This window comes from Erythrobacter sp. JB1-7 (assembly GCF_057365015.1).
This window is the reverse complement of record NZ_CP200291.1, coordinates 2,348,684-2,367,839: the sequence shown is the minus strand read 5'-3', so window position 1 is coordinate 2,367,839 and position 19,156 is coordinate 2,348,684. Positions and strand designations below refer to the sequence as shown.

Below are 19,156 nucleotides of genomic sequence, written 5' to 3'. Positions count from 1 at the left end.
GGCTCTACGTATACGCCTATGAGCAATCGTCATTTCTTGTCTTTGAGCGCTGCTACTTTGTTGGCGGCGACCGGTGTTCCGCTTTCAGCGAGTTCTACCGATATCGCTCAAGCAGATTACGTTGACGCCAGTTTTGACAGTTCCCTCACCCAATTCGCGCCCAAGGGTGACCGTATCCGCCACCGGATAGACTATTCCATCTGGACCGAGGCGCTTTCGAATTTCGTCATGTCAATGGGTCCGCCAATGCGGCGCAAACCGTTTGAAATCACCGGCCCGCTCGCCACTCGGATACGCATGGCGCACAATTCGATCTACCGGCTGGATGGGTCGATGGTCGGCTTTTCGTTTATGAGTGCCGAGATTATTGCGAGCTTTACCGAATATCGCGAAGACTTGCAGCGCGTTGCTGACACTCTCGATATCACCACTTTGCCGCGCAACGAACAGCTCGCGTTCTGGCTGAACCTGCACAATGTTGCCATGGTCGAACAAATCGCGAAAGGATGGCCCGTGCGCCAACCTTATGCAATCACAATTGGCGGTGCGCCATTGGACGAGGCGAAATTCATCACAGTGCGCGGTGTCGCTTTAAGCCTGAGCGATATTCGCCAGCGGATCGTCTATCCCAACTGGTCTGATCCCAAAGTGATTTACGGTTTCTGGCGCGGTGAAATTGGCGGGCCATCGATCCAGCGGCTCGCTTTTACAGGCAGCAATGTCGATGTCCTTTTGTCGCTCAATGCCGAGGAATTTGTGAACTCGCTACGCGGAGTGGAATCGTTTGGCGGGGCATTGCGGATCAGCCGTATTTATGATGAGGCAAAGCCGTTCTTTTTTCCGCAGGACGCGGATTTGAAAGCGCATCTGTCCAAATTCGCGCGTGATGATGTGAAAGCTCTCATCGCCAAGAAAGACCGTATCAAATACAATCGCTATGAAGGCACCATTGCCGATATGATCAATGGCCACCGCGATCCGGGGCTGACATTTGTGTGCACAACCGGGCGCGGCGTGGGTGATGACACGCCCAATGCGTGGATGTCGCCGGTAACCGCATGCGCGGATGAGCCGGTGGCCAACCGGGCAGCGCAGCAATTGATGTTCGAACGCGCGCAAAAACTGAACAAGGCCTATCGCCGCGGTATCCGTACAGGCACGGTCATCTATGGCGATGGCGCTTATCCCGAAGGCGAAGCGCCGCCTGAGGTGCAATAAAGCCTAAGCCAGAACGCGCTGCCCCCACCAGTGGCGGCGGCGCGTTCCGGCAAGGTTTATTCGAACATTTCGGTCAAGCCATCGGTGTTGTTGAGCGCGGCTTTCTTGCGTGCGAAGACCCACCAGAAATGACCGACAGCGCCGCCTGTGACCGCTCCAAAAGCGCTTACAAACAGCGCGCCAATAAACCCGCCTGCCAGCGATCCACCCGCCCCGATCAACACCAGCGTGATCAGAAATACGGGGACCGAACCGCCGATTAGTCCGCCAGTGAAATAAGCGCGCCAGCTTTCCTGATTGCGGCGCGCCAGCCATGCTGTGATCGGAAAGCCGACGACGATCAGGCCAATCCCTGCAGCAACAACGCCCACGCCAAATGGCATCAACGTCAAAAGAACCGTTTCGCCCTGCGTGACGTCGCCTTCGTCCCAGACGAGAGCGATCACAAACAGCGTCGGCAAAGCCATGCCAATCGCCGCGCCTGCGAACACCGCTTTCACACCTTCGATCAAATGGTACTGCCATCCCATACCCCAAGCGCTAATCACTCGCCGCAATTGGGGCAAGAGGCCTTGCGCTTGTCATGCAAGCTGGCAGGATGCCTGACCAATCCGCGCGCGCGGATTTAAGGGGGAGGTTAAACGCACATGACAGCCAGCCGCATCGGCCTGCTTTTGGGCCCTGCCCTGTTTGCGATCACCGCTTTGACCGCGCCGCCTGCTGGCATGGAACCGGGCGGCTGGCTGGTCGCTGGCCTTGTCCTGTGGATGGCGGTGTGGTGGATGACCGAAGCGGTGCCCTTGGCGGCGACCGCGCTGCTTCCATTTGCGGTGTTGCCGCTCAGTTCAGTAATGGATGCCAAAGCGACCGCGAGCGCCTATTACGCGCCCATCCTGTTCCTGCTGCTGGGCGGCGCGTTTATCGCGCTGGCGATTGAGCGCACCGGGCTGCACCGCCGGTTGAGCCTTGCGATATTGAAAGCGATTGGATCAGACGGCGGACAAGCGCGCCTGCTGCTCGCCTTTATGGTGAGCGCGGCGGTTTTGTCGATGCTGATATCCAACACATCGACCGCGCTGATTATGATGCCGATGGCACTGGCGGTGCTCTCTGGGGGAGCGGCGTTGTCTGAGGGGACGGCGTTGTCTAAGGGGGCCGTAGCCACCCGCTCCCTCCACCCTTCCACCCGGATTATCACACCGGGTTACGATCCGGGTGGAAGGGTGGAGGGAGCGGGTGGCCATGGCGCGAGCGCAAGCGAGCCGCAAACCCAAGGCCTTTCCGGCGCGCTGCCCATGGGGATTGCCTTTGCCGCCAGCATTGGAGGGCTTGGCACGATTGTCGGATCACCCACCAATGGCATTGCGGTGCAATTGCTGGATGACATGATCGGGCTGGAAATCAGCTTTGCCACCTGGATGATGTTTGGCCTGCCGATTGTGCTTTTGGGCGTGCCGCTCGCCGCTGCGATCATCGCTCGCGTTCAGAATGTCACCGCGCACCCTTTTGATGTTGCCGCCGCGCGCCATGCCATCGAGGACAACGCGCCATGGTCGCGCCCGCAGAATCGCGTGGCGATCATCATCGCGGTTACCTTTGCGCTGTGGATGAGCCGCCGCTGGGTCGCGCCCTTTTTGCCAGAGGGCAGCTGGACCGATGGCACCATTGCGGTGATCGCGGCTCTTGCGCTGTTCGTTCTGCCCGATGGCGTGCGCGAGGATGGCGCGGGCGAGGATGGAAAGGCGCGCCGTCTGCTCGAATGGAAAGAGGCCAACCGCGCGCCTTGGGGCGTTATCCTGATGTTTGGCGGCGGGCTGGCGCTGGCTGCAGGCATGCAGGCGAGCGGGCTGGCGCAGTGGCTGGGCGATGCGCTGCTACCACTAGAGGCTGTGCCGCTGATCCTGATGACGCTCGCAATTGTTGCCATGGTAGTTCTGGTGACGGAATTTGCCAGCAATGTCGCCACGGCCAGCGCGATCATCCCGGTGGTGGCCAGCCTAGCCGCAGGGCTTGGGCTGGGCGAACAGGCCATTCTGGTCGCGATGCCCGCAGCATTGGCGGCAAGCTGGGGTTTCATTCTGCCTGCTGGAACCGGCCCCAACGCGATTGCATGGGGCACAGGCCGGCTGACGATCCGCAAACTGATGAGCGCCGGGCTGCTGCTCGATGCAATCGGGATTTTCCTGATTGTCGGCGTGGTTTGGGCGGTGGGATCGCTGGTTTAAGCGATCACCACATGGACCCTGCTTTGCGTTTATACGCATGCAGATCGCCGCCCGCTATCCGGTCCCAGAACTGCCCGCCGACAATCTGTTCTGCATCATAGGTTTTAACGAGAAACGTCTCCAGATCAGCGGTCTGTTTCTTGTTTGGTATCTCAAAAGTCCACAGCCGGAATCGCCCGCGCTTGTTTTCGACCAGCACGCTTTTGATGAAGGCATGAGGCACCGGCACGCTGATGCCGAAATCTTCTTGGGTCTTGCCGATGCGCTCCACCTTTTCGCCGAAATAGAACACCGGGCAAGTCAGCACATAAGTTTCTGCAGTGCTGGGCCGCTTATCCAGATTGCGGATTTCATCTTCCAGATCGCGCCAGATGCCTTGGTTAAATTGCGGCTTTTGAGGGCTCATATTGGACATCAGGAATGTTTCGGAGTTCTGGATTTCCTGCAAATCCTGATTGGCACTCGCCACCAAATGCCCGCGATCATAGCCGCTGCCGACATAAGCTTTCAGCCCAGCGCGAAACCGCTTGGGAATGCGCGTGTCTGCGCGGAACGCGTTTTTGCGCACCACGCCCGATAGATTGTTCACCAGCTCGCGTTCGCGGTTGATGATCTCCAGCGTCCATTTGGCCTGCCGGAAATACCAGGAATATCCGATGGTGAAATGCCGCCCGGTCAAAATCTGATCGCATACCGGGGCGCCGTAACGCAGCTCGCGCTGCATCTGGAACGGATCGTTTATGGACATAAGCCTCTCCCTTTCGCTTGGTCTCAGGCTCTTTGGCCCCATGCGCGCCCATCGGCCTAATCAAAGCACAACCTGGGTGCGGCTTCGAGCTGCTTTTTTCTGAAGAGGCGCGCCTGCCGATGCTCGCCTGTTCCCCCGGAACCGCAGCGCTGTCCTACATGGCTCCCGCGCGGTATAAAGGGCGCATGAACCATCCCGCCCCCTTCTCTCACTTGCCGCGCACCTGGCGAAATATCGGGCGGATCTTTTTTACGCTAAGACCGTGTAACATGCGGTCCATGTGTGCCTCAGCTGCGATGAACCGAGCTGACGCGAAGCGGTTGCATGTGAAACCAGTTCTGGCTATCGCAGGGCCTAACAGGCAAAGGGAGAAGCGCCTCTGCGGAAGGTTAGAGGCGGGCGCCCCTACCCTCTCCAATCCGCTCCTGCCTTCCTGGGAGCGTCCAAATACGCAGGAAGGCTCCCGCCCATGACCGATACGCCCCCCACCAACACACCTGTTGATCAGAACGCAGCGCCCGGTGCCCCCACCCCGCGCCGCAAGCCCAAGCCAGAACGCACCTCCATCGCAGGCCGGCCGCTCAAGCCCTCGACGCTGATGATGGGACACGGGTTTGACCCGGTGCTGTCCGAAGGATCACTGAAAGCACCCATCTTCCTCACTTCCACGTTCGCCTTCCCGAGCGCGGCTGACGGCAAACGCCACTTTGAAGGGATCACCGGAAAACGCGAAGGCGGAGCAGAAGGGCTGGTCTATTCGCGCTTCAATGGACCCAATCAGGAGATCCTGGAAGACCGGCTTGCCATCTGGGACGGGGCAGAGGATGCGCTGACGTTCTCATCCGGCATGACCGCGATCTGCGTGCTGATGCTGGCCTATGTGAGCCAAGGCGATGTGATCGTGCATTCCGGCCCGCTCTATGCCGCATCCGAAGGCTTCGTCGCCAAAGTGCTGTCGAAGTTCGGAGTGACCTATGTCGACTTCCCCGCTGGCGCGAGCAGGGAAGAGCTGGACGAGGTGCTGAGCCGCGCCAAACGCCAAGCAAACGCGAATGGCGGCAAAGTGGCGATGATCTACCTGGAAAGCCCGGCAAACCCCACCAACGCGCTGGTCGATATCGAAGCTGTGAAAGCAGCGCGCGATGCGAACCTCAAATGGCCCTGCCCCATTGCGATTGACAACACGTTCCTTGGCCCCTTGTGGCAGCGCCCGCTGGATCACGGGGCGGACATCGTCGCCTATTCGCTCACCAAGTATGTGGGCGGGCATTCGGACCTTGTGGCAGGCAGCATTGCGGGCGCGAAAAGCTGGATGGACCCGGTGCGCGCGCTGCGCAACACGATGGGCGGGATTGTTGATCCGAACACCGCCTGGATGCTGCTGCGGTCATTGGAGACGGTGGAACTGCGCATGCAGCGCGCAGGCGAGAATGCCGCCAAGGTTTGCGCGTTTCTGAAAGACCATCCCAAAGTCACCAGCCTTGGCTATCTCGGCGATATCACAGATGCCCGCCAACGCGACATCTATGATCGGCATTGCAAAGGCGCAGGCAGCACGTTCAGCGTGTTCCTGAAAGGCGGCGAAGCGGAATGCTTCGCTTTCCTCGACAACCTGCAAATCGCAAAGCTTGCCGTCAGCCTTGGCGGGACAGAGACACTGGCGAGCCACCCGGCATCCATGACGCATCTGTCAGTGCCCGATGAACGCAAAGCCGCGCTTGGCATAACCGACAGCCTGGTGCGCATCAGCGTGGGGATTGAGGATGCAGACGATCTGATCGCAGACTTCGAGCAAGCTCTCGAACACGTTTGAGGCGCTTTCCTACTCCCCTCACCCGCGCTAAGCCGCAAGGGAGGGAGAGTAAGCAATGGGTGATACGCGAAAGCCAGTGTGTCTGGTAATCGGGGCTGGCGCAGGGATCGGCGGGAACACCGCCATACGGTTTGCCGCGGGCGGATATCACGCAGTGCTCGCACGCCGATCAGATGAGGCGAGCCTTGGCCGGTTGATTGACCACATAGAGGAAGCGGGCGGCACTGCGACAGGCACACTGCTCAATGCGGCTGAAGACGGCTCGATTGAAGAGCTGGTGGAACGGGTCGAGCGCGACATCGGCCCCATCGACACCGCGCTCTACAATCTGGGCGCGCAGATCGGAAACCGCGATCTGCACGATACCCCGCACCGCACCTTTGAGCTGGGGTGGCGGCTGGGCTGCTTTGGTCTGTTCCGCCTTGCCCATTCGATGCTGCCAGCGATGGTGGAGCGCGCCAAGACCGGACGGCATGGGACGCTGCTGGTGACCTCTGCCACATCGGCGATGCGCGGCAATGCGGGCCAGCACAGCCACGCAGCGGCCATGGGCGGGCGGCGGATGCTGTGCCAGACCTTAAACGCAGAATTCGGCCCGCAAGGCGTGCATGTCGCGCATGTGGTGGTCGATGGCGCGGTCGATGCTCCCGACACATTGGGCAAACTGCTGGGTGATAAATGGGATGCATTCAGACAGGCAAAGGGCGCAGACGGCGTGCTTGACCCGGCTGATCTGGCAGAGACCTATTGGCATCTGGCGCAGCAGCCGCGCAATTGCTGGACCCACGAGGTTGATGCGCGCCCGTGGAGCGATGTTGCATGGTGGAATGACAATCCCGCCCCGGCGATCAATTCAAGCTCAAACAAACGCGGATTTGCAGGACCGAAAGCAGATTAGCGCTTAAACCGCTTTCCTACTCAGGCCGTGCGATTGTAAGGGATCACCCCTTCCACACCCGGCGCTCTTCGGCGGAACGCAATACTTCGTAACTGACCTGGAGTTTCTGGAACTCCTTGGCAGCTTCCTCATCCCCCGGTTTTACGTCAGGGTGCACCAGTTTTGCTTTTTGGCGATAGGCTTTCTTGATGGCTTCAAACTCAGCATCCGCTTCCAATTCCAGCACTTCGAGCGCGCGCATCTCATCAGCGGTGCGCGATCCATCGCCCGATGTCGCCCAGCCATAATGCGAGCTTTCCGCATAGGCTGCGCTTTCGGCGCGTTCCGCTTTGGCGCGCTGCTCTTTCTCGGCCTTTTCGAGACCTTCGAAATAGTCCCACTTTGAGTTGTATTCCGCCGCATGTTTTTGACAGAAATACCATTTGTCCGGGTTGTTGGGCGATTTGGGCGCAGGACAAAGCCCCGGTTCATCGCAGCCATGCCGGTCGCATTCACGCTGCGCGACCGTTTCGCGCGACGAATCGTAGGAACGCCAGCGCGGAAAGCCCCAATCGTTGGAACGACGTGCCGCGCTCATGCGGGAACCTGAATACGGGGAATGAAAGAAAGAATGGAATGGGTCACAAGCGCCAATCTAACCACCCTGACCACAGATGAAAAGGCGAGATGCATCCAGGCCCGCACGCTTTTCGTAAATTGGAGGAACCAGTTGCAATTGAAAATGTTGCATTGCAATACTACGTTTACGAAGTGTCGTTATCGCGGCGCTTTCACACAGGGAACCGCATGAGCCAGCAACTCAAAATTTCGAGCATTTTCAGCACTGCCGCGCTGGCAGCTCTGTGCCTTGTTGCTCAGTTTTCAGGCTTTGACGCAGGGCAAGCACCGGGGATCGCCATCAGCGCCCCGGCACCCATCATCACTGCTCAGGTCAATTGATCAATACGCTGGCCGCGCGGCGGTTTTTAGCCCAGGCTTGCTGCGTTGAAGCAAGCGCAACGGGGCGCTCCTTACCAAAGCTGACCGTGGTGATCCGGTCTGGTGAAATGCCAAGACTGACGAGGTAGTTCTTCGCCGCATTGGCGCGCCGTTCGCCCAGGGCAAGGTTGTATTCGCGTGTCCCGCGCTCATCGCAGTGGCCTTCGATTGTGAAAGTCAGCGAGGGATATTGCGCGAAATACTGCGCCTGCGCCTGCAAAGCGGCGGCATCCGCGCTGTCGATGTTAAAGCGATCTGTATCGAAGAAAACGACCGTGGACTGACCCACAGCATTGCGGAAATGGGCCTGTGTACCCGGCCCTGCAACACCCGCCGTATTAGTGGGCGGCGGCGCCGGGGTTGGTGTCGCGGTATTCACCGGTGGCGGCGGCAATTCCTCAGGCGCTTCTTTCGAGCATGCGGCAATCGCGCTGACGGAGGCCAGCAGCAGTGCGGTGGCAAGAGGCTTGTTCATCAAGACTATCCTTTCTTTGAGCATTCGTCAGCGCAATCGCTTATCATACAAATAGCGCATCAATCGGTCGTATCGGCAAGCCCCATCAGGGCCGGATTGGTCCCCAGGCGGGATCAGATGCATCAACCGGGGTTGGCAGACGCCGTTCGTTCTGGCCGGTGAGGTCAACCTGCCACAGGTTCGATTTGCCCGAATTGCGCGCCGTACGGAAAAATTGGATGATCCTGCCATTGGGCGCCCATGTCGGGGCCTCATCTTGCCATCCGTTCGTCAGCACGCGAAGGTTACGCCCCGCTGGCGTCATCACTGCGACATTGAAGTCGCCTGCAATGCGCGTGAACGCGATCTGGTCACCGCGCGGGCTCCATTCTGGTGTCGCGCAGCGCCCTCCGAAAAAGGTGATGCGCCGCTGGTTTGTGCCATCAGCATTCATGACATAGCATTGCTGCGACCCAGACCGATCGCTTTCGAAAACGATCTTGCTGCCATCAGGCGAATACGATCCGCCAATATCAATCCCAGGCGTATCGGTTAGCCGCGTAATCCGCCCACCCGTTACAGGGACACGGTAAATATCGGTGTTGCCTGCAACCGCCATGGAAAACAGGATATGCTGGCCATCCGGTGCCCAACGCGGGGCGAGTGTCGGGCTTTTGTTCTCTGTCACCAAAGTCTGACTGCCCCGGCCAATGTCGTAGACATAGATCCGCGGATTGCCATCGACATAGGACAGGTACAGGATCTTAGAATAATCGGGCGAATATCGCGGTGTTAGTGCGGTGGCGCTGCCAAGGGTGAGAAAGCGGTGATTGGCACCATCACTGTCCATCACTGCAAGGCGTTTGACCCGCTTATCCTTTGGTCCCGTTTCGGCGATATAGGCGATGCGGCTGTCAAAGAACGGGCTTTCCCCCGTCAGCCGCGCGTAGATCAGGTCGGAGCATTTATGCGCGGCGCGCCGCCAATCAGCCGGGCGCACTTCGTACCCTTCACGGATAAGTTCATCTTTGAGAGCCACATCATAAAGATAGCATCCCACCACCAGCTTGCCGTCAGGTCTTGCGTTGGCGAAACCCTGTACCAGCATTTCGGCACCGCGCGAATTCCACGTGCTCCAGCTGGGGCTGCGGATTTGCGAGAATGGCGGCTGCGGCAGACTGTCTGGGCCAGTCGGTTTGAACAGGCCGTTATTGCGCAAATTGGCTGTGATGACGCGCGCGATTTCCTGCCCCAGCGCCGCCGTTCCGCCCGAATTGGCAGGGGTTGACCGGTCAGCATTGGTAGCAAAAGCGGGGATGGCAATGCCGAGATCTTCCCACGCGCTTTCATCGGTGGTGGAGCCCGTAAGGCCCCCTTCACTCAACGGCGAGCTATCTTCAAAGACGGTGTTCACGTCTCCGCCTTCTGCCACTGGCTCGCCCAGATCGGTGTTCTGCGCTGCGAGGGGAGTAGATAAGCTCAAGACAAACAGAATAAATGCACGTTTCATCGGTCACAACCTTCTATCAAACCGCCAAGCGGTGATGTTTTTCCAGGCTTCGTAATATTCATCCGGGAGATCGAAAGGCGCAGCTTGACGAATAGCCTTAATGGCGCGCTCGCAATGCAATCCTGCCTGCGGGCGATTGGACGCGGTTATGCTATTTGCGTTGGTTTTACAGCGAGGTGAACCGCGTAAAGACCCGTTCTCGCTGAGCTGCCAAGACACTATCGAAACCAGCTTTTCCGCATCAACTCCATTGGGCGCGCTCCAATGCGGTTTGATCTGACGGTTGATCGCAGCCTGCAGAGAAGCGCGCGCACTCGCACCAATCTGGCTTGCCGGGATGCGTGTTTCGGTGCTGCTCGATGACGTGCCTGCACCGGGCAGGAAGTCATCGCCAATCCGGCTTCCACCGCTTGGCCGGCTGGGCGTAGCGCGCGGCGACGGCGCTGGGGTTCGCGGCGTTGGGCGCGCAGCAGGCGCGGATGCCGAGCGATTGGGCGCTACTGAGCGCGAAGGTGGCGGCGGAGGCGGCGCGCTATCGGGCAGCGGGACAGGATCGCTCAGCTCAGGCACCGGAACTTCTCCCAGAACGGGAGCAGTAGCCGCCGCAGCCTCCGGCACAGGATCAGGCGCCGTGGATGTCAAGCTCACATCGGTTGCGAGGCTGACGGCGATGCCTTCAGGTTCTGGGATGGTATCAGGCAGTCGCACAGGCTGGAGCAATAGCAATGCGACAACCGCCACGTGTAAAACGGCAGCGACGGCCAGTCCAATGCCGTCTTCATTGCGATATGTTCGTGCCTCAGCCATCATTACCTCAACGCTAAGTGCGCCTCGATGAATCCGAGGTGACCGGGCAAGCTGCGTTGCCCATCATGGCTCTGCCACCAGTTTAATCTGGGTAAAGCCTGCACGATTGAGCTCACCCAGAACGGCCATTGTCCGCCCATAATCGACGCTGCGATCCCCGCGAAAGACGACGACGGGCAATTGCCCATCTGCGCCCCGCTCCGTTTGCGCAAGAGCTGCGGGGAAACCGCCAGTGGGCACAGCGTCATTGTTGATGAAGATCGCGCCTTCTTCATTGAGCGAAACGGTGATCTGTTCAGGATCCTGATTGACCGGATTGGCCGCGCTTTCGGGCAATTCAATGGGCACACCCACTGCAAGGAGCGGGGCTGTCACCATGAAGATGATGAGCAGGACGAGCATGACATCAACAAAGGGCGTGACGTTGATTTCGGCCATCGGCGCACGGCGCGAGCGGCGCGATCCGCGGCGGTTAGAGGAGAGTGCGGCCCCCATCAGCCTTTGTCCAGTTCCCTGCTGAGCCCTGCGTGAACCTTGTCAGCAAACCTTTGAAGTTTCGCTTCATATCGGTCCACACGGCCCGAAAACCGGTTATAGGCGATGACTGCCGGGATAGCAGCGAACAGACCGATTGCGGTCGCAAACAAGGCCTCTGAAATGCCCGGCGCGACCACTGCCAGGGATGAGCTTTCCTGTGCGCCGATCTGGAAGAAGCTGTTCATGATGCCCCAGACTGTGCCGAACAGGCCGACAAAGGGCGCGACCGATCCGGTGGTTGCAAGAAAGCCCAAACGCCCTGCCGTTTCGTCGGCTTCCTCAGCGATCTGGCTTTCCATTGCAGCGCTGATCCGGTCGCGTGCGGCACTGCGATCAATCGAAGGCCCGGCTTTGGAGCGCTTCCATTCATCCATCCCCGCCCCTGCGACACGCGCCGCCGGATTGCCCGCGCGGGCCGATTTGGTCAGCATGCCGTCGCGATCACGCGTTTCCCAGAATTCAGACTGATAGCCATCGACTGATTTCTCCAGTCCGCCAATGCGCAAGGCAAAGGCGATGCTGATTGCCCACACCGCAATGCTGGCGATCAGCAAACCAGCCATAACGGCCTGAACGACGATATCGGCATCGAGAAACAGCTCCACCGGGTCAAGCCGGGTGGATGCAGCGCCAGCCGCAGGAGCAGCCAGAGAGACCTGTGACGCGGCGGCGATGACTTGTGATGTCAGAGTGGTGAGTGACACTTTCGAAAATGGTCCTTTGATCAGGATGAAGCGGTCATAAAGGTGTGAAAGGCATCGCGCCATTCTTGCGGTTGGCGGCGCGGGCGGCCTTCGAGAGTGAGAAAGCCTGCACGCACTTGCGCTGTGCAAAGCACATCATCGCCGCGCCGTGCAGCTTGCTCCATCCGCACAGAGGCCGCCGCAATCTGGGTGCTGGTGGTGGTGATGATCACATCATCATCCAGCCTGGCCGGAGACACGTATTTGATGTTCATCTCTGTCACCGCATAGGCGCCTTCGCCCGCCTCAATCGCAGCGCGCTGATCGATCCGCAGCAATCGCAACAAGTCAGAGCGTGCGCGTTCAAACCAGCGCAGGTAATTGGCATGATAGGTGATGCCTGAAAGGTCCGTATCCTCGTAATAGACCCGCACGCCGTACAGGTGGCGCGAACCATCGATCAATCCGCCGGGGAGGTTTGGCCTTCTCATCATTCAATCGGTTAGCGCGGTTGCAAATCCCTGCATAGCCAAGCTGTGTAGATGTCCACCTGAATGCAGGATTATGGGTGTTCCACCCGCGATGAACCGATCCCTCAACCCGCCAGCAATCACCGCGCGATCATGGGGCCAAGGGGATGCCCTCCAAACAGGTGGACATGCAGATGGGGCACTTCCTGCCCGCTATGCTGGCCCACATTGGCAAGCAAGCGGTATCCCGGTTCAACCAGCCCTTTCATCCGAGCGACCTTGCCGACAGCCCGCACGAACCCGCCAATCTCAGCATCAGGCGCGTTCGCGCTGAAGTCATCCCAGCTGACATACCGGCCCTTGGGGATCACCAGTGTATGCACGTCTGCTTGCGGGTTGATATCCTCGAACGCATAGGCCCATTCATCCTCATAAACCTTGGCAGAGGGTATCTCACCGCGCAGGATCTTGGCGAAGATGTTGTCATCATCATAGGGCTGGGTGGCATCGATTGGCATCGCTCTATTGGCTCCTTTGCGCTTTCTCATCCAGGCCCGACAGCCCTTCGCGCCGCGCCAGTTCACTGGTCACATCCTCAAGCGACACACCGCGCTTGTGCAGCAGCACCAGCAGGTGGAACACCAGATCGGCCGCCTCACTTGTCAGCTCATCAGGAGAGCCAGCAACCGCTGCGATCACCGCCTCGGTCGCTTCCTCACCCACTTTCTGCGCGATGGCGCCCACGCCTTTCGCATTCAGCTTGGCCACATAGCTTGTATCAGGCGAAGCATCAGCGCGCGCCGCGATCGTGGCTTCGAGCCGTTGGAGAGTGTCTGTCATCCCGCCCTCTTCCCTCATACCCCGCGCGCAGGCAAGCCTGCCTCGCGCAGCGCTGCATGTGCCTCGCTGATTGTGTGCGTGCCAAAGTGGAAGATCGAGGCGGCCAGCACCGCGCTCGCCCCGCCTTCGCGCACGCCGTCCACGAGGTGATCCAGCGTCCCCACACCGCCGCTGGCGATGACCGGAATGCTCACGCGGTCCGCGATTGCGCGGGTTAGCGCAAGGTCATAGCCAGCCTGCGTGCCATCGCCGTCCATGCTGGTCACCAGCAGCTCACCCGCGCCAAGCTCAGCCACCTTGGCCGCGTATTCGACCGCGTCGATGCCGGTCGGTTTGCGTCCGCCATGCGTGAAGATCTCCCATTTGGGTGCCTCTTCGCCCACAGGCGGCACCACGCTGCGCGCATCAACGCTGGCCACCACGCATTGACTGCCAAAGCGCGCGGCGATCTCTGCCACAAGGTCTGGCCGCGCAACGGCAGCTGAGTTGATCGCCACCTTGTCCGCCCCTGCGAGCAGCAGCGCGCGCGCGTCATCCACGCTGCGCACCCCGCCGCCAACCGTCAGCGGCATGAAGCACACCTCAGCTGTCCGTTTGACGATATCGAGCAATGTCCCGCGCCCTTCGTGACTGGCCGAGATGTCGAGAAAGCACAGCTCATCCGCGCCCGCCGCGTCATAGGCGCGCGCCTGCTCCACCGGATCGCCTGCGTCTTTGAGATCAACGAAGTTGACCCCTTTCACCACGCGGCCATCAGCAACGTCGAGGCAGGGGATGACGCGAATGCGGACTGTCATGTGAGGATCACCCGAATTGCGGCCAAAACGTAGGAAAGGCCAATCACCAGAGACAGGATGTAGATGGCTATCCAAGTGTAGTACTTCACAGGTGACGCTTCTTTGTTCCCCCGATACTTACCCCAACCCGCTTTGCCAGATTGGAGCGCCTCCAAGGTCACACGGGTTTGCCCGGCGATGAATGCCAAGATCAGAGCGAACATCAACATCGTGCCAAGCAATGCGATCATCACGCCCGGTTCCCCATCGCAATCGCCGCGGCCAGGTCCAGCCTGCCTTCATAGAGCGCACGGCCTGTTATCACCCCTTCTATTCCCTCATTTGCATGAGCGGCCAGCACGTGGATGTCATCCAATCCCTTGACCCCGCCGCTCGCGATCACAGGGATGTCAACGCGCCGGGCGAGTTCAACCGTCGCATCCACGTTCACGCCTTTCAGCAGCCCATCGCGGCCAATGTCGGTGAACAGCAGCGCGGCAACGCCTGCATCCTCAAATCGCCTTGCCAGATCGACCACAGGCACATCGGAAACCTCGGCCCAGCCTTCGGTTGCGACCATGCCGTCTTTGGCATCCACCGCGACCACGATGCCGCCTTCCCACTCCCGGGCCATGTCACGCACGAATTCGGGGTTTTTGAGCGCGGCGCTGCCCATAACGACGCGCGCAACGCCCAGCTTGAACCAGCCTTCGACCCCGCTTGCATCGCGGATACCGCCGCCCAATTGCACATGGCCGGGAAACGCTTTGATGATCGCTCTCACCGCCTCTGCATTGCGCCCTTCGCCGGCAAAGCTGCCATCAAGGTCCACCACATGCAGATGCTGCGCGTCGGCCTCAGCAAACAGCGCGGCTTGCGCAGCAGGATCATCGCCGTAAACCGTCGCGCGGTCCATATCGCCTTCGGATAGGCGCACCACCTCGCCTGCCTTCAGGTCGATGGCGGGGAAGACGATCATGGCATTTCCTTCATGCTTGGGGCTGAGACATGGACCGCTGAGAGGGGTTTTTGCAAAAGTTGTGCGCGGGCGCAAAGCCCCGCATCCCCTGAGTTTGAGGCCCATTTCCGTTTCAAAAGTGTAACCTTTAGCATTTCGGCACTTTCAATTGCGATTTAGCCGCTGTGCAACTCTGCCCCAATTTCCCGCTGTAGGAAATGTTTTGCGGCGAAGGCTCTACGGCTTCCATTCCAGAAACCTCTCTAGCAGCGCCAAACCATAGGCCTGGCTCTTTTCGGGGTGAAATTGCACGCCCAGCATTGTGTCGCGCGCCACGGCTGCGACCAGCCCTTCGCCGTGATCGGTCATCGCGGTGATATCCGACGGGTTTTCGGCAGCGAAATGATAGGAATGGAGGAAATACGCCTCGCCCGGATCAATCACTGCATGCCCTTTTGCATGGGGCAGCAAGGCCACATCATTCCATCCCATATGCGGAACCTTGATCGCAGGATCGCTGGGCGTGATCAGGCGCACTTCGCCCGCGATCCAGCCCAGCCCTTCATGCGTGCCAAATTCCAGCCCGCGCGTGGCCAGCAATTGCATGCCGACACAAATGCCCAGGAACGGCGCGCCGCCAATGTGCACGCGTTCTTCCATCGCCTCGATCATGCCGGGCAGCGCGCGCAAACCATCGCTGCACGCTTTAAACGATCCAACCCCCGGCAGCACGATCCTGTCGGCGGTGCGCACTGTGCTTGCATCAGCGGTAACGGTCACATCCGCTCCAGCCGCTTTCAAAGCGTTGTAAACCGAATGCAGATTGCCCGCACCATAATCGATGAGCGCGGTGGTCACGCCGTCAACGCCTCCAGCCCCTTGGCAGCGAATGTCGGGATCATCTGGGTGATCGTCACTTTGCAAGCGCCCTCGCGCACAAAAGGATCATCGCTCACACGCAGTTCAACAGCCTCGCGGGTTCCGACGGCAAGGATGATACCGCCCGTGCGCGGCTGTTTGCGGCCCCAGCTTAAAAACACGCCGTCCGCATGGCCGCTGCGCAAATGCGCCTGATGATCGGGTAAAAGCGCATCAATCACATCAAGCGCGGCGGTGTATTCCAGATCAATCACAAACATGGCCTATCCGCCCAATTGCCCCTTGGTTGACGGCACCGCGTCGCCTTTGCGCACATCGCGTTCCACTGCGATGCGCATGGCCCGGGCGAACCCTTTGTAAATGCTCTCACAAATATGGTGATTATTGCTGCCATACAGCAATTCGATATGCAGCGTGATCCCGGCGGTTTGCGCGACCGATTGGAACCAGTGTTCGATCAGTTCGGTGTCCCATTCGCCCAGCTTTTCCTGAGTGAACGCGGCATTCCACACCAGAAACGGACGGCCTGAAATATCAAGCGCCACGCGCGCCAATGTCTCATCCATGGGCGAATAGGCTGCACCGTACCGGCCAATCCCCGCTTTATCGCCCAGCGCATCAGACAGCGCCTGACCCAATGCGATGGCGCTGTCTTCTGTTGTGTGATGCTGATCGACATGCAGATCGCCGGTCACTTTCATCGTGACATCAATCAGCGAATGTTTGGAAAACTGCTCCACCATATGATCGAGAAAGCCGATCCCTGTCGAAACATCATAAACGCCTGTGCCATCCAGATTGACCGCGATATCAATCGAGGTTTCGGCGGTTTTGCGCGCAATGTGACCGGTTCTGCCAGGAACGCGAGCGGATTGAGAGGCGTTTTGTGTCATAGTGTCACGCGCTATAAGCGCCTGTCAGCCTCGTGCAATCCCGGATAGTTGTCGAACAGGTCTTGACCATCGGCGCGCGCGCAGCCACTTCTTTAACCATCATGACCGATGAAACGCCTGACAGCCTAATACCTTACGATGAAATCGTGCAGGAAGCGCTGCGCGCGGTTGTGGGCCGCGTGCTGGGCGAGATTCAAAGCGGCGGCGGCGAATTGCCGGGAACGCATCATTTCTACATCACATTCAAAACCACCGCGCCCGGCGTATCGATCCCGCAGCATCTGAAAGATCGCTTTCCCGATGAAATGACGATAGTGCTTCAGAACAAGTTCTGGGAACTCGAAGTGCGCGAAGAAGGCTTTTCGGTCGGCCTGTCGTTCAATCAAATCCCTGCCAAACTGCAAGTGCCCTTTGCCGCGATCACAGCCTTTGTTGATCCGGCGGTTGATTTTGGTCTGCAGTTTCAGGCCGCTGTCGATGATCTTGCGCCCGAAGAGCATGACGCGGCGCAAAATGACGGCACCGAAGGCAATGACGACACAGATGGCGCGGGCGGTGATGGCGATGGCTCGAACGTCGTCTCAGTGGATTTTGGCCGAAAGAAATAGCGCGGGAAGGCGTTTGGCTGATGGGCATTCTTAACCGTGGGAAAGCGAAAGGCGCGAGCAAAAGCGGCTCGCTCAGTGACAACGCGCCTGCGGGCGAACATGCAAAATCGCTGCCCCTGCCCAGCACCAATCCCGCCACCAATGCGGTGATCACCGGGCTGCTTGTGAAAGCCGCGGGCCGCCTTGTGCTTGACCACCTGGAAAAGCGCATGGTCGTTGCCGCTTACGATCCTGCCAAAGCGCGCGAACTGATCGACGGGCGCACCGTGGTCACCAGCCTTGCGCTGTATGGGGCGAGCAAGCTTGCGACCCGGTCCGTGCCGGGCCTTGCGCTGGTGGCAGGCGGGGTGCTGGTCAAAACGCTCTATGATCGCGGGCGCAGTGTCCAAAAGGCGCGCGCGGCTGCTGATGATCGCCCCGCTCTCACGCGCGAAGAGCCTGGCGCATGACCGCTGAACGCACCGCGCCTCCGCTGCAAACCAATGCGCTGAAACGGCGCGGGCTGCTTTTTATCCTGTCCTCTCCTTCTGGTGCGGGCAAGACGACCCTGTCGCGTATGCTGCTGGAAGCGGACCGTCATATCGAAATGTCGGTTTCTGCCACCACGCGCCCGCCCCGCCCCGGCGAAGAAGACGGCGTGCATTACCATTTCGTCTCCGAAGAGCGCTTTGATGCGATGATCGCAGAGGATGACTTTTACGAATGGGCGCAGGTGTTTGGCCACCGCTACGGCACGCCCAAAGGCGCCATCCGCGAAGCGTTGAAAGAGGGGCGCGATTTCCTGTTCGACATTGATTGGCAAGGCACACAGCAGCTTTATCAAAAAGACGCGCAGGATGTGGTCAGCGTCTTTATCCTGCCGCCCAGCCTTGATGAATTGCGCCGCCGATTGGAAGCACGCGCGCAGGACTCCGAAGGCGTGATCGATGCCCGCATGGAGCGCGCGCGCGATGAAATCAGCCATTGGGCCGAATATGATTATGTCGTCATCAATGACGATGTGGACGAATGCTTTGCCCGCGTGTGCGAAGTGCTCGATGCAGAACGGATGCGCCGCACGCGCCAGACAGGGCTGATCCCGTTTGTGCGCGGATTGATGGGATAGCCTCTGGGAGCAGGCTCTAGCGCCTGGCGCTCAAACGGTTTCGCGCTGTTCCAGTTCTTCCAGCAATTGTTTGAGCTGTTCTTCAATGATCGCGCCGCTATCGCCGCCGCCATAATTCAGCGCGCCGCTTGAAAAAGTGGTGCCAAATGTATCGGCCAGCGATTTGGTCTGCAAAATGCCGCTCGCAAAATCGCGCGTCGTCAGGCTGTCGAGCGGGTGGAGGAAAATGCCCCATACAACGCCCTGACCCACCGCATATCGCGCATCCAGAGCGGTGTCGAAATTGGCCTGCATCAACCGTTCCATCCCGCCTTCGGGAAGGGCAGAAGCCTCAGCGATCGGAGTGATGATCCGCATCCGCCCTGCTTTGGGATCGGTGACGACCATCATCAATTGCTCATCGAGATTAAACTGCCAATTGTTGCCGGTGCGGCTCGCTTCGCCATCCAGCGCCGCAATCACTTCGCCCATCCGGTCAAGCGCTTCAGCCATTTCAGCGGCCGGTTCCTGCGGCGTTTCATCGGGGGCTGCTTCGTCGCTGAAATCAGGGGCAGGCGCGCGCTCTTCCTCGCTATCTTGCGCAGCGAGCGGAGTTAGCGGCGGCGCAGCAAGAGCCAGAGCGAAAACTCCGCCAACCAGAAGCGAAGCAGCAAAGCGAGGGAAAAACAGCGCAGCCATCATGGTCTCTCCGAATAACGGGCAGGTTCACAGACCTATACGCGCGCGCGCCGCGATCCGTTACGCCGCCCCATCCAA

Annotated in this window: 26 protein-coding genes; 8 read left to right on the top strand and 18 right to left on the bottom strand. The window is 59.5% G+C overall.

Features of this window, described 5'->3' with window-relative positions; translation table 11 throughout:
• Positions 1-18: 18 nt before the first annotated feature.
• Positions 19-1,218, top strand: coding sequence for a DUF547 domain-containing protein (locus AC0V6W_RS11590; RefSeq protein ID WP_486150160.1), 1,200 nt, complete (start codon positions 19-21; stop codon positions 1,216-1,218).
• 56 nt (positions 1,219-1,274) lie between these two features.
• Here AC0V6W_RS11590 and AC0V6W_RS11585 read toward each other — a convergent pair whose 3' ends face one another.
• A complete protein-coding gene (locus AC0V6W_RS11585) occupies positions 1,275-1,748 on the bottom strand; it encodes a hypothetical protein (RefSeq protein ID WP_486150158.1) in 474 nt (157 codons plus the stop codon).
• Positions 1,749-1,865: 117 nt separating this feature from the next.
• Here AC0V6W_RS11585 and AC0V6W_RS11580 point away from each other — a divergent pair, with 117 nt between their 5' ends.
• Entirely contained in the window at positions 1,866-3,443 is a 1,578-nt protein-coding gene (locus AC0V6W_RS11580; protein ID WP_486150156.1) for an SLC13 family permease, read from the top strand.
• 4 nt (positions 3,444-3,447) lie between these two features.
• Here the strand turns inward: AC0V6W_RS11580 and AC0V6W_RS11575 are convergent, their stop codons facing one another.
• Positions 3,448-4,191 carry a DNA/RNA non-specific endonuclease gene (locus AC0V6W_RS11575; RefSeq protein WP_486150154.1) on the bottom strand — a complete coding sequence of 248 codons (744 nt, stop codon included), beginning with the start codon at positions 4,189-4,191 and terminating at the stop codon, positions 3,448-3,450.
• 469 nt (positions 4,192-4,660) lie between these two features.
• Between AC0V6W_RS11575 and AC0V6W_RS11570 the strand changes: the two genes are divergently transcribed.
• Both AC0V6W_RS11570 and AC0V6W_RS11565 read left to right on the top strand, forming a co-directional pair.
• The gene (locus AC0V6W_RS11570) at positions 4,661-6,004 is read left to right on the top strand and encodes a cystathionine gamma-synthase family protein (protein WP_486150152.1); all 1,344 of its coding nucleotides are present in this window, start codon (positions 4,661-4,663) and stop codon (positions 6,002-6,004) included.
• A gap of 55 nt (positions 6,005-6,059) precedes the next feature.
• Positions 6,060-6,902, top strand: coding sequence for an SDR family NAD(P)-dependent oxidoreductase (locus AC0V6W_RS11565; RefSeq protein ID WP_486150150.1), 843 nt, complete (start codon positions 6,060-6,062; stop codon positions 6,900-6,902).
• Between the two features lie 43 nt (positions 6,903-6,945).
• Here AC0V6W_RS11565 and AC0V6W_RS11560 read toward each other — a convergent pair whose 3' ends face one another.
• Positions 6,946-7,479 (bottom strand): J domain-containing protein, encoded by a 534-nt coding sequence (locus tag AC0V6W_RS11560; protein ID WP_486150148.1) that lies wholly within the window; start codon positions 7,477-7,479, stop codon positions 6,946-6,948.
• A 209-nt stretch (positions 7,480-7,688) separates the two neighbouring features.
• Here AC0V6W_RS11560 and AC0V6W_RS11555 point away from each other — a divergent pair, with 209 nt between their 5' ends.
• Positions 7,689-7,841: a hypothetical protein gene (locus AC0V6W_RS11555; protein WP_486150146.1), complete on the top strand. Its 153-nt coding sequence runs from the start codon at positions 7,689-7,691 to the stop codon at positions 7,839-7,841.
• On the opposite strand, the gene pal is transcribed toward AC0V6W_RS11555, so the two are convergent.
• The 14 genes from pal to hisB all read right to left on the bottom strand — a co-directional run bounded on the left by pal (position 7,834) and on the right by hisB (position 16,687).
• Positions 7,834-8,355, bottom strand: a complete 522-nt coding sequence (gene pal, locus AC0V6W_RS11550; protein WP_486150144.1) for a peptidoglycan-associated lipoprotein Pal — start codon at positions 8,353-8,355, stop codon at positions 7,834-7,836. The genes AC0V6W_RS11555 and pal overlap by 8 nt on opposite strands.
• Positions 8,356-8,440: 85 nt before the next feature.
• A complete protein-coding gene (gene tolB / locus AC0V6W_RS11545; RefSeq protein ID WP_486150142.1) occupies positions 8,441-9,844 on the bottom strand; it encodes a Tol-Pal system beta propeller repeat protein TolB in 1,404 nt (467 codons plus the stop codon).
• Positions 9,845-9,847: 3 nt separating this feature from the next.
• Positions 9,848-10,654 carry an energy transducer TonB gene (locus tag AC0V6W_RS11540; protein WP_486150140.1) on the bottom strand — a complete coding sequence of 269 codons (807 nt, stop codon included), beginning with the start codon at positions 10,652-10,654 and terminating at the stop codon, positions 9,848-9,850.
• A 60-nt stretch (positions 10,655-10,714) separates the two neighbouring features.
• Positions 10,715-11,146 (bottom strand): ExbD/TolR family protein, encoded by a 432-nt coding sequence (locus AC0V6W_RS11535; RefSeq protein ID WP_486150138.1) that lies wholly within the window; start codon positions 11,144-11,146, stop codon positions 10,715-10,717.
• Positions 11,146-11,892, bottom strand: coding sequence for a protein TolQ (tolQ, locus tag AC0V6W_RS11530; protein ID WP_486150136.1), 747 nt, complete (start codon positions 11,890-11,892; stop codon positions 11,146-11,148). Before tolQ ends, AC0V6W_RS11535 begins: the two co-directional genes overlap by 1 nt.
• 20 nt (positions 11,893-11,912) lie before the next feature.
• Positions 11,913-12,362 (bottom strand): YbgC/FadM family acyl-CoA thioesterase, encoded by a 450-nt coding sequence (locus AC0V6W_RS11525; RefSeq protein ID WP_486151593.1) that lies wholly within the window; start codon positions 12,360-12,362, stop codon positions 11,913-11,915.
• A 119-nt stretch (positions 12,363-12,481) separates the two neighbouring features.
• Positions 12,482-12,859, bottom strand: coding sequence for a histidine triad nucleotide-binding protein (locus AC0V6W_RS11520; protein WP_486150134.1), 378 nt, complete (start codon positions 12,857-12,859; stop codon positions 12,482-12,484).
• 4 nt (positions 12,860-12,863) lie between these two features.
• Entirely contained in the window at positions 12,864-13,181 is a 318-nt protein-coding gene (locus AC0V6W_RS11515; RefSeq protein ID WP_486150132.1) for a phosphoribosyl-ATP diphosphatase, read from the bottom strand.
• A 14-nt stretch (positions 13,182-13,195) separates the two neighbouring features.
• Positions 13,196-13,978, bottom strand: a complete 783-nt coding sequence (gene hisF / locus AC0V6W_RS11510) for an imidazole glycerol phosphate synthase subunit HisF (RefSeq protein WP_486150130.1) — start codon at positions 13,976-13,978, stop codon at positions 13,196-13,198.
• Positions 13,975-14,208, bottom strand: coding sequence for a hypothetical protein (locus AC0V6W_RS11505; protein ID WP_486150128.1), 234 nt, complete (start codon positions 14,206-14,208; stop codon positions 13,975-13,977). The genes hisF and AC0V6W_RS11505 overlap by 4 nt, the downstream gene beginning before the upstream one ends.
• Positions 14,208-14,936: a 1-(5-phosphoribosyl)-5-[(5-phosphoribosylamino)methylideneamino]imidazole-4-carboxamide isomerase gene (gene hisA, locus AC0V6W_RS11500; protein WP_486150126.1), complete on the bottom strand. Its 729-nt coding sequence runs from the start codon at positions 14,934-14,936 to the stop codon at positions 14,208-14,210. Before hisA ends, AC0V6W_RS11505 begins: the two co-directional genes overlap by 1 nt.
• 216 nt (positions 14,937-15,152) lie before the next feature.
• Positions 15,153-15,773 (bottom strand): imidazole glycerol phosphate synthase subunit HisH, encoded by a 621-nt coding sequence (gene hisH, locus AC0V6W_RS11495; RefSeq protein ID WP_486150124.1) that lies wholly within the window; start codon positions 15,771-15,773, stop codon positions 15,153-15,155.
• Complete coding sequence (locus tag AC0V6W_RS11490; RefSeq protein WP_486150122.1) at positions 15,770-16,054, bottom strand: YciI family protein; 285 nt, start codon at positions 16,052-16,054, stop codon at positions 15,770-15,772. The genes hisH and AC0V6W_RS11490 overlap by 4 nt, the downstream gene beginning before the upstream one ends.
• A 3-nt stretch (positions 16,055-16,057) precedes the next feature.
• The gene (gene hisB / locus AC0V6W_RS11485; protein ID WP_486150120.1) at positions 16,058-16,687 is read right to left on the bottom strand and encodes an imidazoleglycerol-phosphate dehydratase HisB; all 630 of its coding nucleotides are present in this window, start codon (positions 16,685-16,687) and stop codon (positions 16,058-16,060) included.
• Positions 16,688-16,788: 101 nt separating this feature from the next.
• Here hisB and AC0V6W_RS11480 point away from each other — a divergent pair, with 101 nt between their 5' ends.
• From AC0V6W_RS11480 to gmk, 3 genes are read left to right on the top strand one after another with little or no spacing between them, the layout of a single operon-like run.
• On the top strand, positions 16,789-17,295 hold the full coding sequence (locus AC0V6W_RS11480) for an SspB family protein (RefSeq protein ID WP_486151591.1): 507 nt from the start codon (positions 16,789-16,791) through the stop codon (positions 17,293-17,295).
• 20 nt (positions 17,296-17,315) lie between these two features.
• Positions 17,316-17,744: a hypothetical protein gene (locus AC0V6W_RS11475; protein ID WP_486150118.1), complete on the top strand. Its 429-nt coding sequence runs from the start codon at positions 17,316-17,318 to the stop codon at positions 17,742-17,744.
• A complete protein-coding gene (gene gmk / locus AC0V6W_RS11470; protein ID WP_486150116.1) occupies positions 17,741-18,400 on the top strand; it encodes a guanylate kinase in 660 nt (219 codons plus the stop codon). Before AC0V6W_RS11475 ends, gmk begins: the two co-directional genes overlap by 4 nt.
• A 30-nt stretch (positions 18,401-18,430) precedes the next feature.
• Here the strand turns inward: gmk and AC0V6W_RS11465 are convergent, their stop codons facing one another.
• Positions 18,431-19,081, bottom strand: a complete 651-nt coding sequence (locus AC0V6W_RS11465; protein WP_486150114.1) for a hypothetical protein — start codon at positions 19,079-19,081, stop codon at positions 18,431-18,433.
• Positions 19,082-19,156: the final 75 nt, after the last annotated feature.

Excerpts from the sequence above, each read along its gene's own strand:
- AC0V6W_RS11540 (WP_486150140.1), bottom strand. The coding sequence starts at position 10,654 with ATGATGGCTGAGGCACGAACATATCGCAATGAAGACGGCATTGGACTG.
- hisF (WP_486150130.1), bottom strand. The coding sequence starts at position 13,978 with ATGACAGTCCGCATTCGCGTCATCCCCTGCCTCGACGTTGCTGATGGC.
- AC0V6W_RS11465 (WP_486150114.1), bottom strand. The coding sequence starts at position 19,081 with ATGATGGCTGCGCTGTTTTTCCCTCGCTTTGCTGCTTCGCTTCTGGTT.
- hisA (WP_486150126.1), bottom strand. The coding sequence starts at position 14,936 with ATGATCGTCTTCCCCGCCATCGACCTGAAGGCAGGCGAGGTGGTGCGC.
- AC0V6W_RS11580 (WP_486150156.1), top strand. The coding sequence starts at position 1,866 with ATGACAGCCAGCCGCATCGGCCTGCTTTTGGGCCCTGCCCTGTTTGCG.
- hisB (WP_486150120.1), bottom strand. The coding sequence starts at position 16,687 with ATGACACAAAACGCCTCTCAATCCGCTCGCGTTCCTGGCAGAACCGGT.
- AC0V6W_RS11565 (WP_486150150.1), top strand. The coding sequence starts at position 6,060 with ATGGGTGATACGCGAAAGCCAGTGTGTCTGGTAATCGGGGCTGGCGCA.
- AC0V6W_RS11555 (WP_486150146.1), top strand. The coding sequence starts at position 7,689 with ATGAGCCAGCAACTCAAAATTTCGAGCATTTTCAGCACTGCCGCGCTG.
- tolB (WP_486150142.1), bottom strand. The coding sequence starts at position 9,844 with ATGAAACGTGCATTTATTCTGTTTGTCTTGAGCTTATCTACTCCCCTC.
- AC0V6W_RS11575 (WP_486150154.1), bottom strand. The coding sequence starts at position 4,191 with ATGTCCATAAACGATCCGTTCCAGATGCAGCGCGAGCTGCGTTACGGC.
- AC0V6W_RS11525 (WP_486151593.1), bottom strand. The coding sequence starts at position 12,362 with ATGAGAAGGCCAAACCTCCCCGGCGGATTGATCGATGGTTCGCGCCAC.
- AC0V6W_RS11570 (WP_486150152.1), top strand. The coding sequence starts at position 4,661 with ATGACCGATACGCCCCCCACCAACACACCTGTTGATCAGAACGCAGCG.
- AC0V6W_RS11505 (WP_486150128.1), bottom strand. The coding sequence starts at position 14,208 with ATGATCGCATTGCTTGGCACGATGTTGATGTTCGCTCTGATCTTGGCA.
- AC0V6W_RS11515 (WP_486150132.1), bottom strand. The coding sequence starts at position 13,181 with ATGACAGACACTCTCCAACGGCTCGAAGCCACGATCGCGGCGCGCGCT.
- AC0V6W_RS11475 (WP_486150118.1), top strand. The coding sequence starts at position 17,316 with ATGGGCATTCTTAACCGTGGGAAAGCGAAAGGCGCGAGCAAAAGCGGC.
- AC0V6W_RS11590 (WP_486150160.1), top strand. The coding sequence starts at position 19 with ATGAGCAATCGTCATTTCTTGTCTTTGAGCGCTGCTACTTTGTTGGCG.
- AC0V6W_RS11520 (WP_486150134.1), bottom strand. The coding sequence starts at position 12,859 with ATGCCAATCGATGCCACCCAGCCCTATGATGATGACAACATCTTCGCC.
- AC0V6W_RS11560 (WP_486150148.1), bottom strand. The coding sequence starts at position 7,479 with ATGAGCGCGGCACGTCGTTCCAACGATTGGGGCTTTCCGCGCTGGCGT.
- AC0V6W_RS11535 (WP_486150138.1), bottom strand. The coding sequence starts at position 11,146 with ATGGGGGCCGCACTCTCCTCTAACCGCCGCGGATCGCGCCGCTCGCGC.
- gmk (WP_486150116.1), top strand. The coding sequence starts at position 17,741 with ATGACCGCTGAACGCACCGCGCCTCCGCTGCAAACCAATGCGCTGAAA.
- pal (WP_486150144.1), bottom strand. The coding sequence starts at position 8,355 with ATGAACAAGCCTCTTGCCACCGCACTGCTGCTGGCCTCCGTCAGCGCG.
- AC0V6W_RS11490 (WP_486150122.1), bottom strand. The coding sequence starts at position 16,054 with ATGTTTGTGATTGATCTGGAATACACCGCCGCGCTTGATGTGATTGAT.
- AC0V6W_RS11480 (WP_486151591.1), top strand. The coding sequence starts at position 16,789 with ATGACCGATGAAACGCCTGACAGCCTAATACCTTACGATGAAATCGTG.
- AC0V6W_RS11585 (WP_486150158.1), bottom strand. The coding sequence starts at position 1,748 with ATGGGATGGCAGTACCATTTGATCGAAGGTGTGAAAGCGGTGTTCGCA.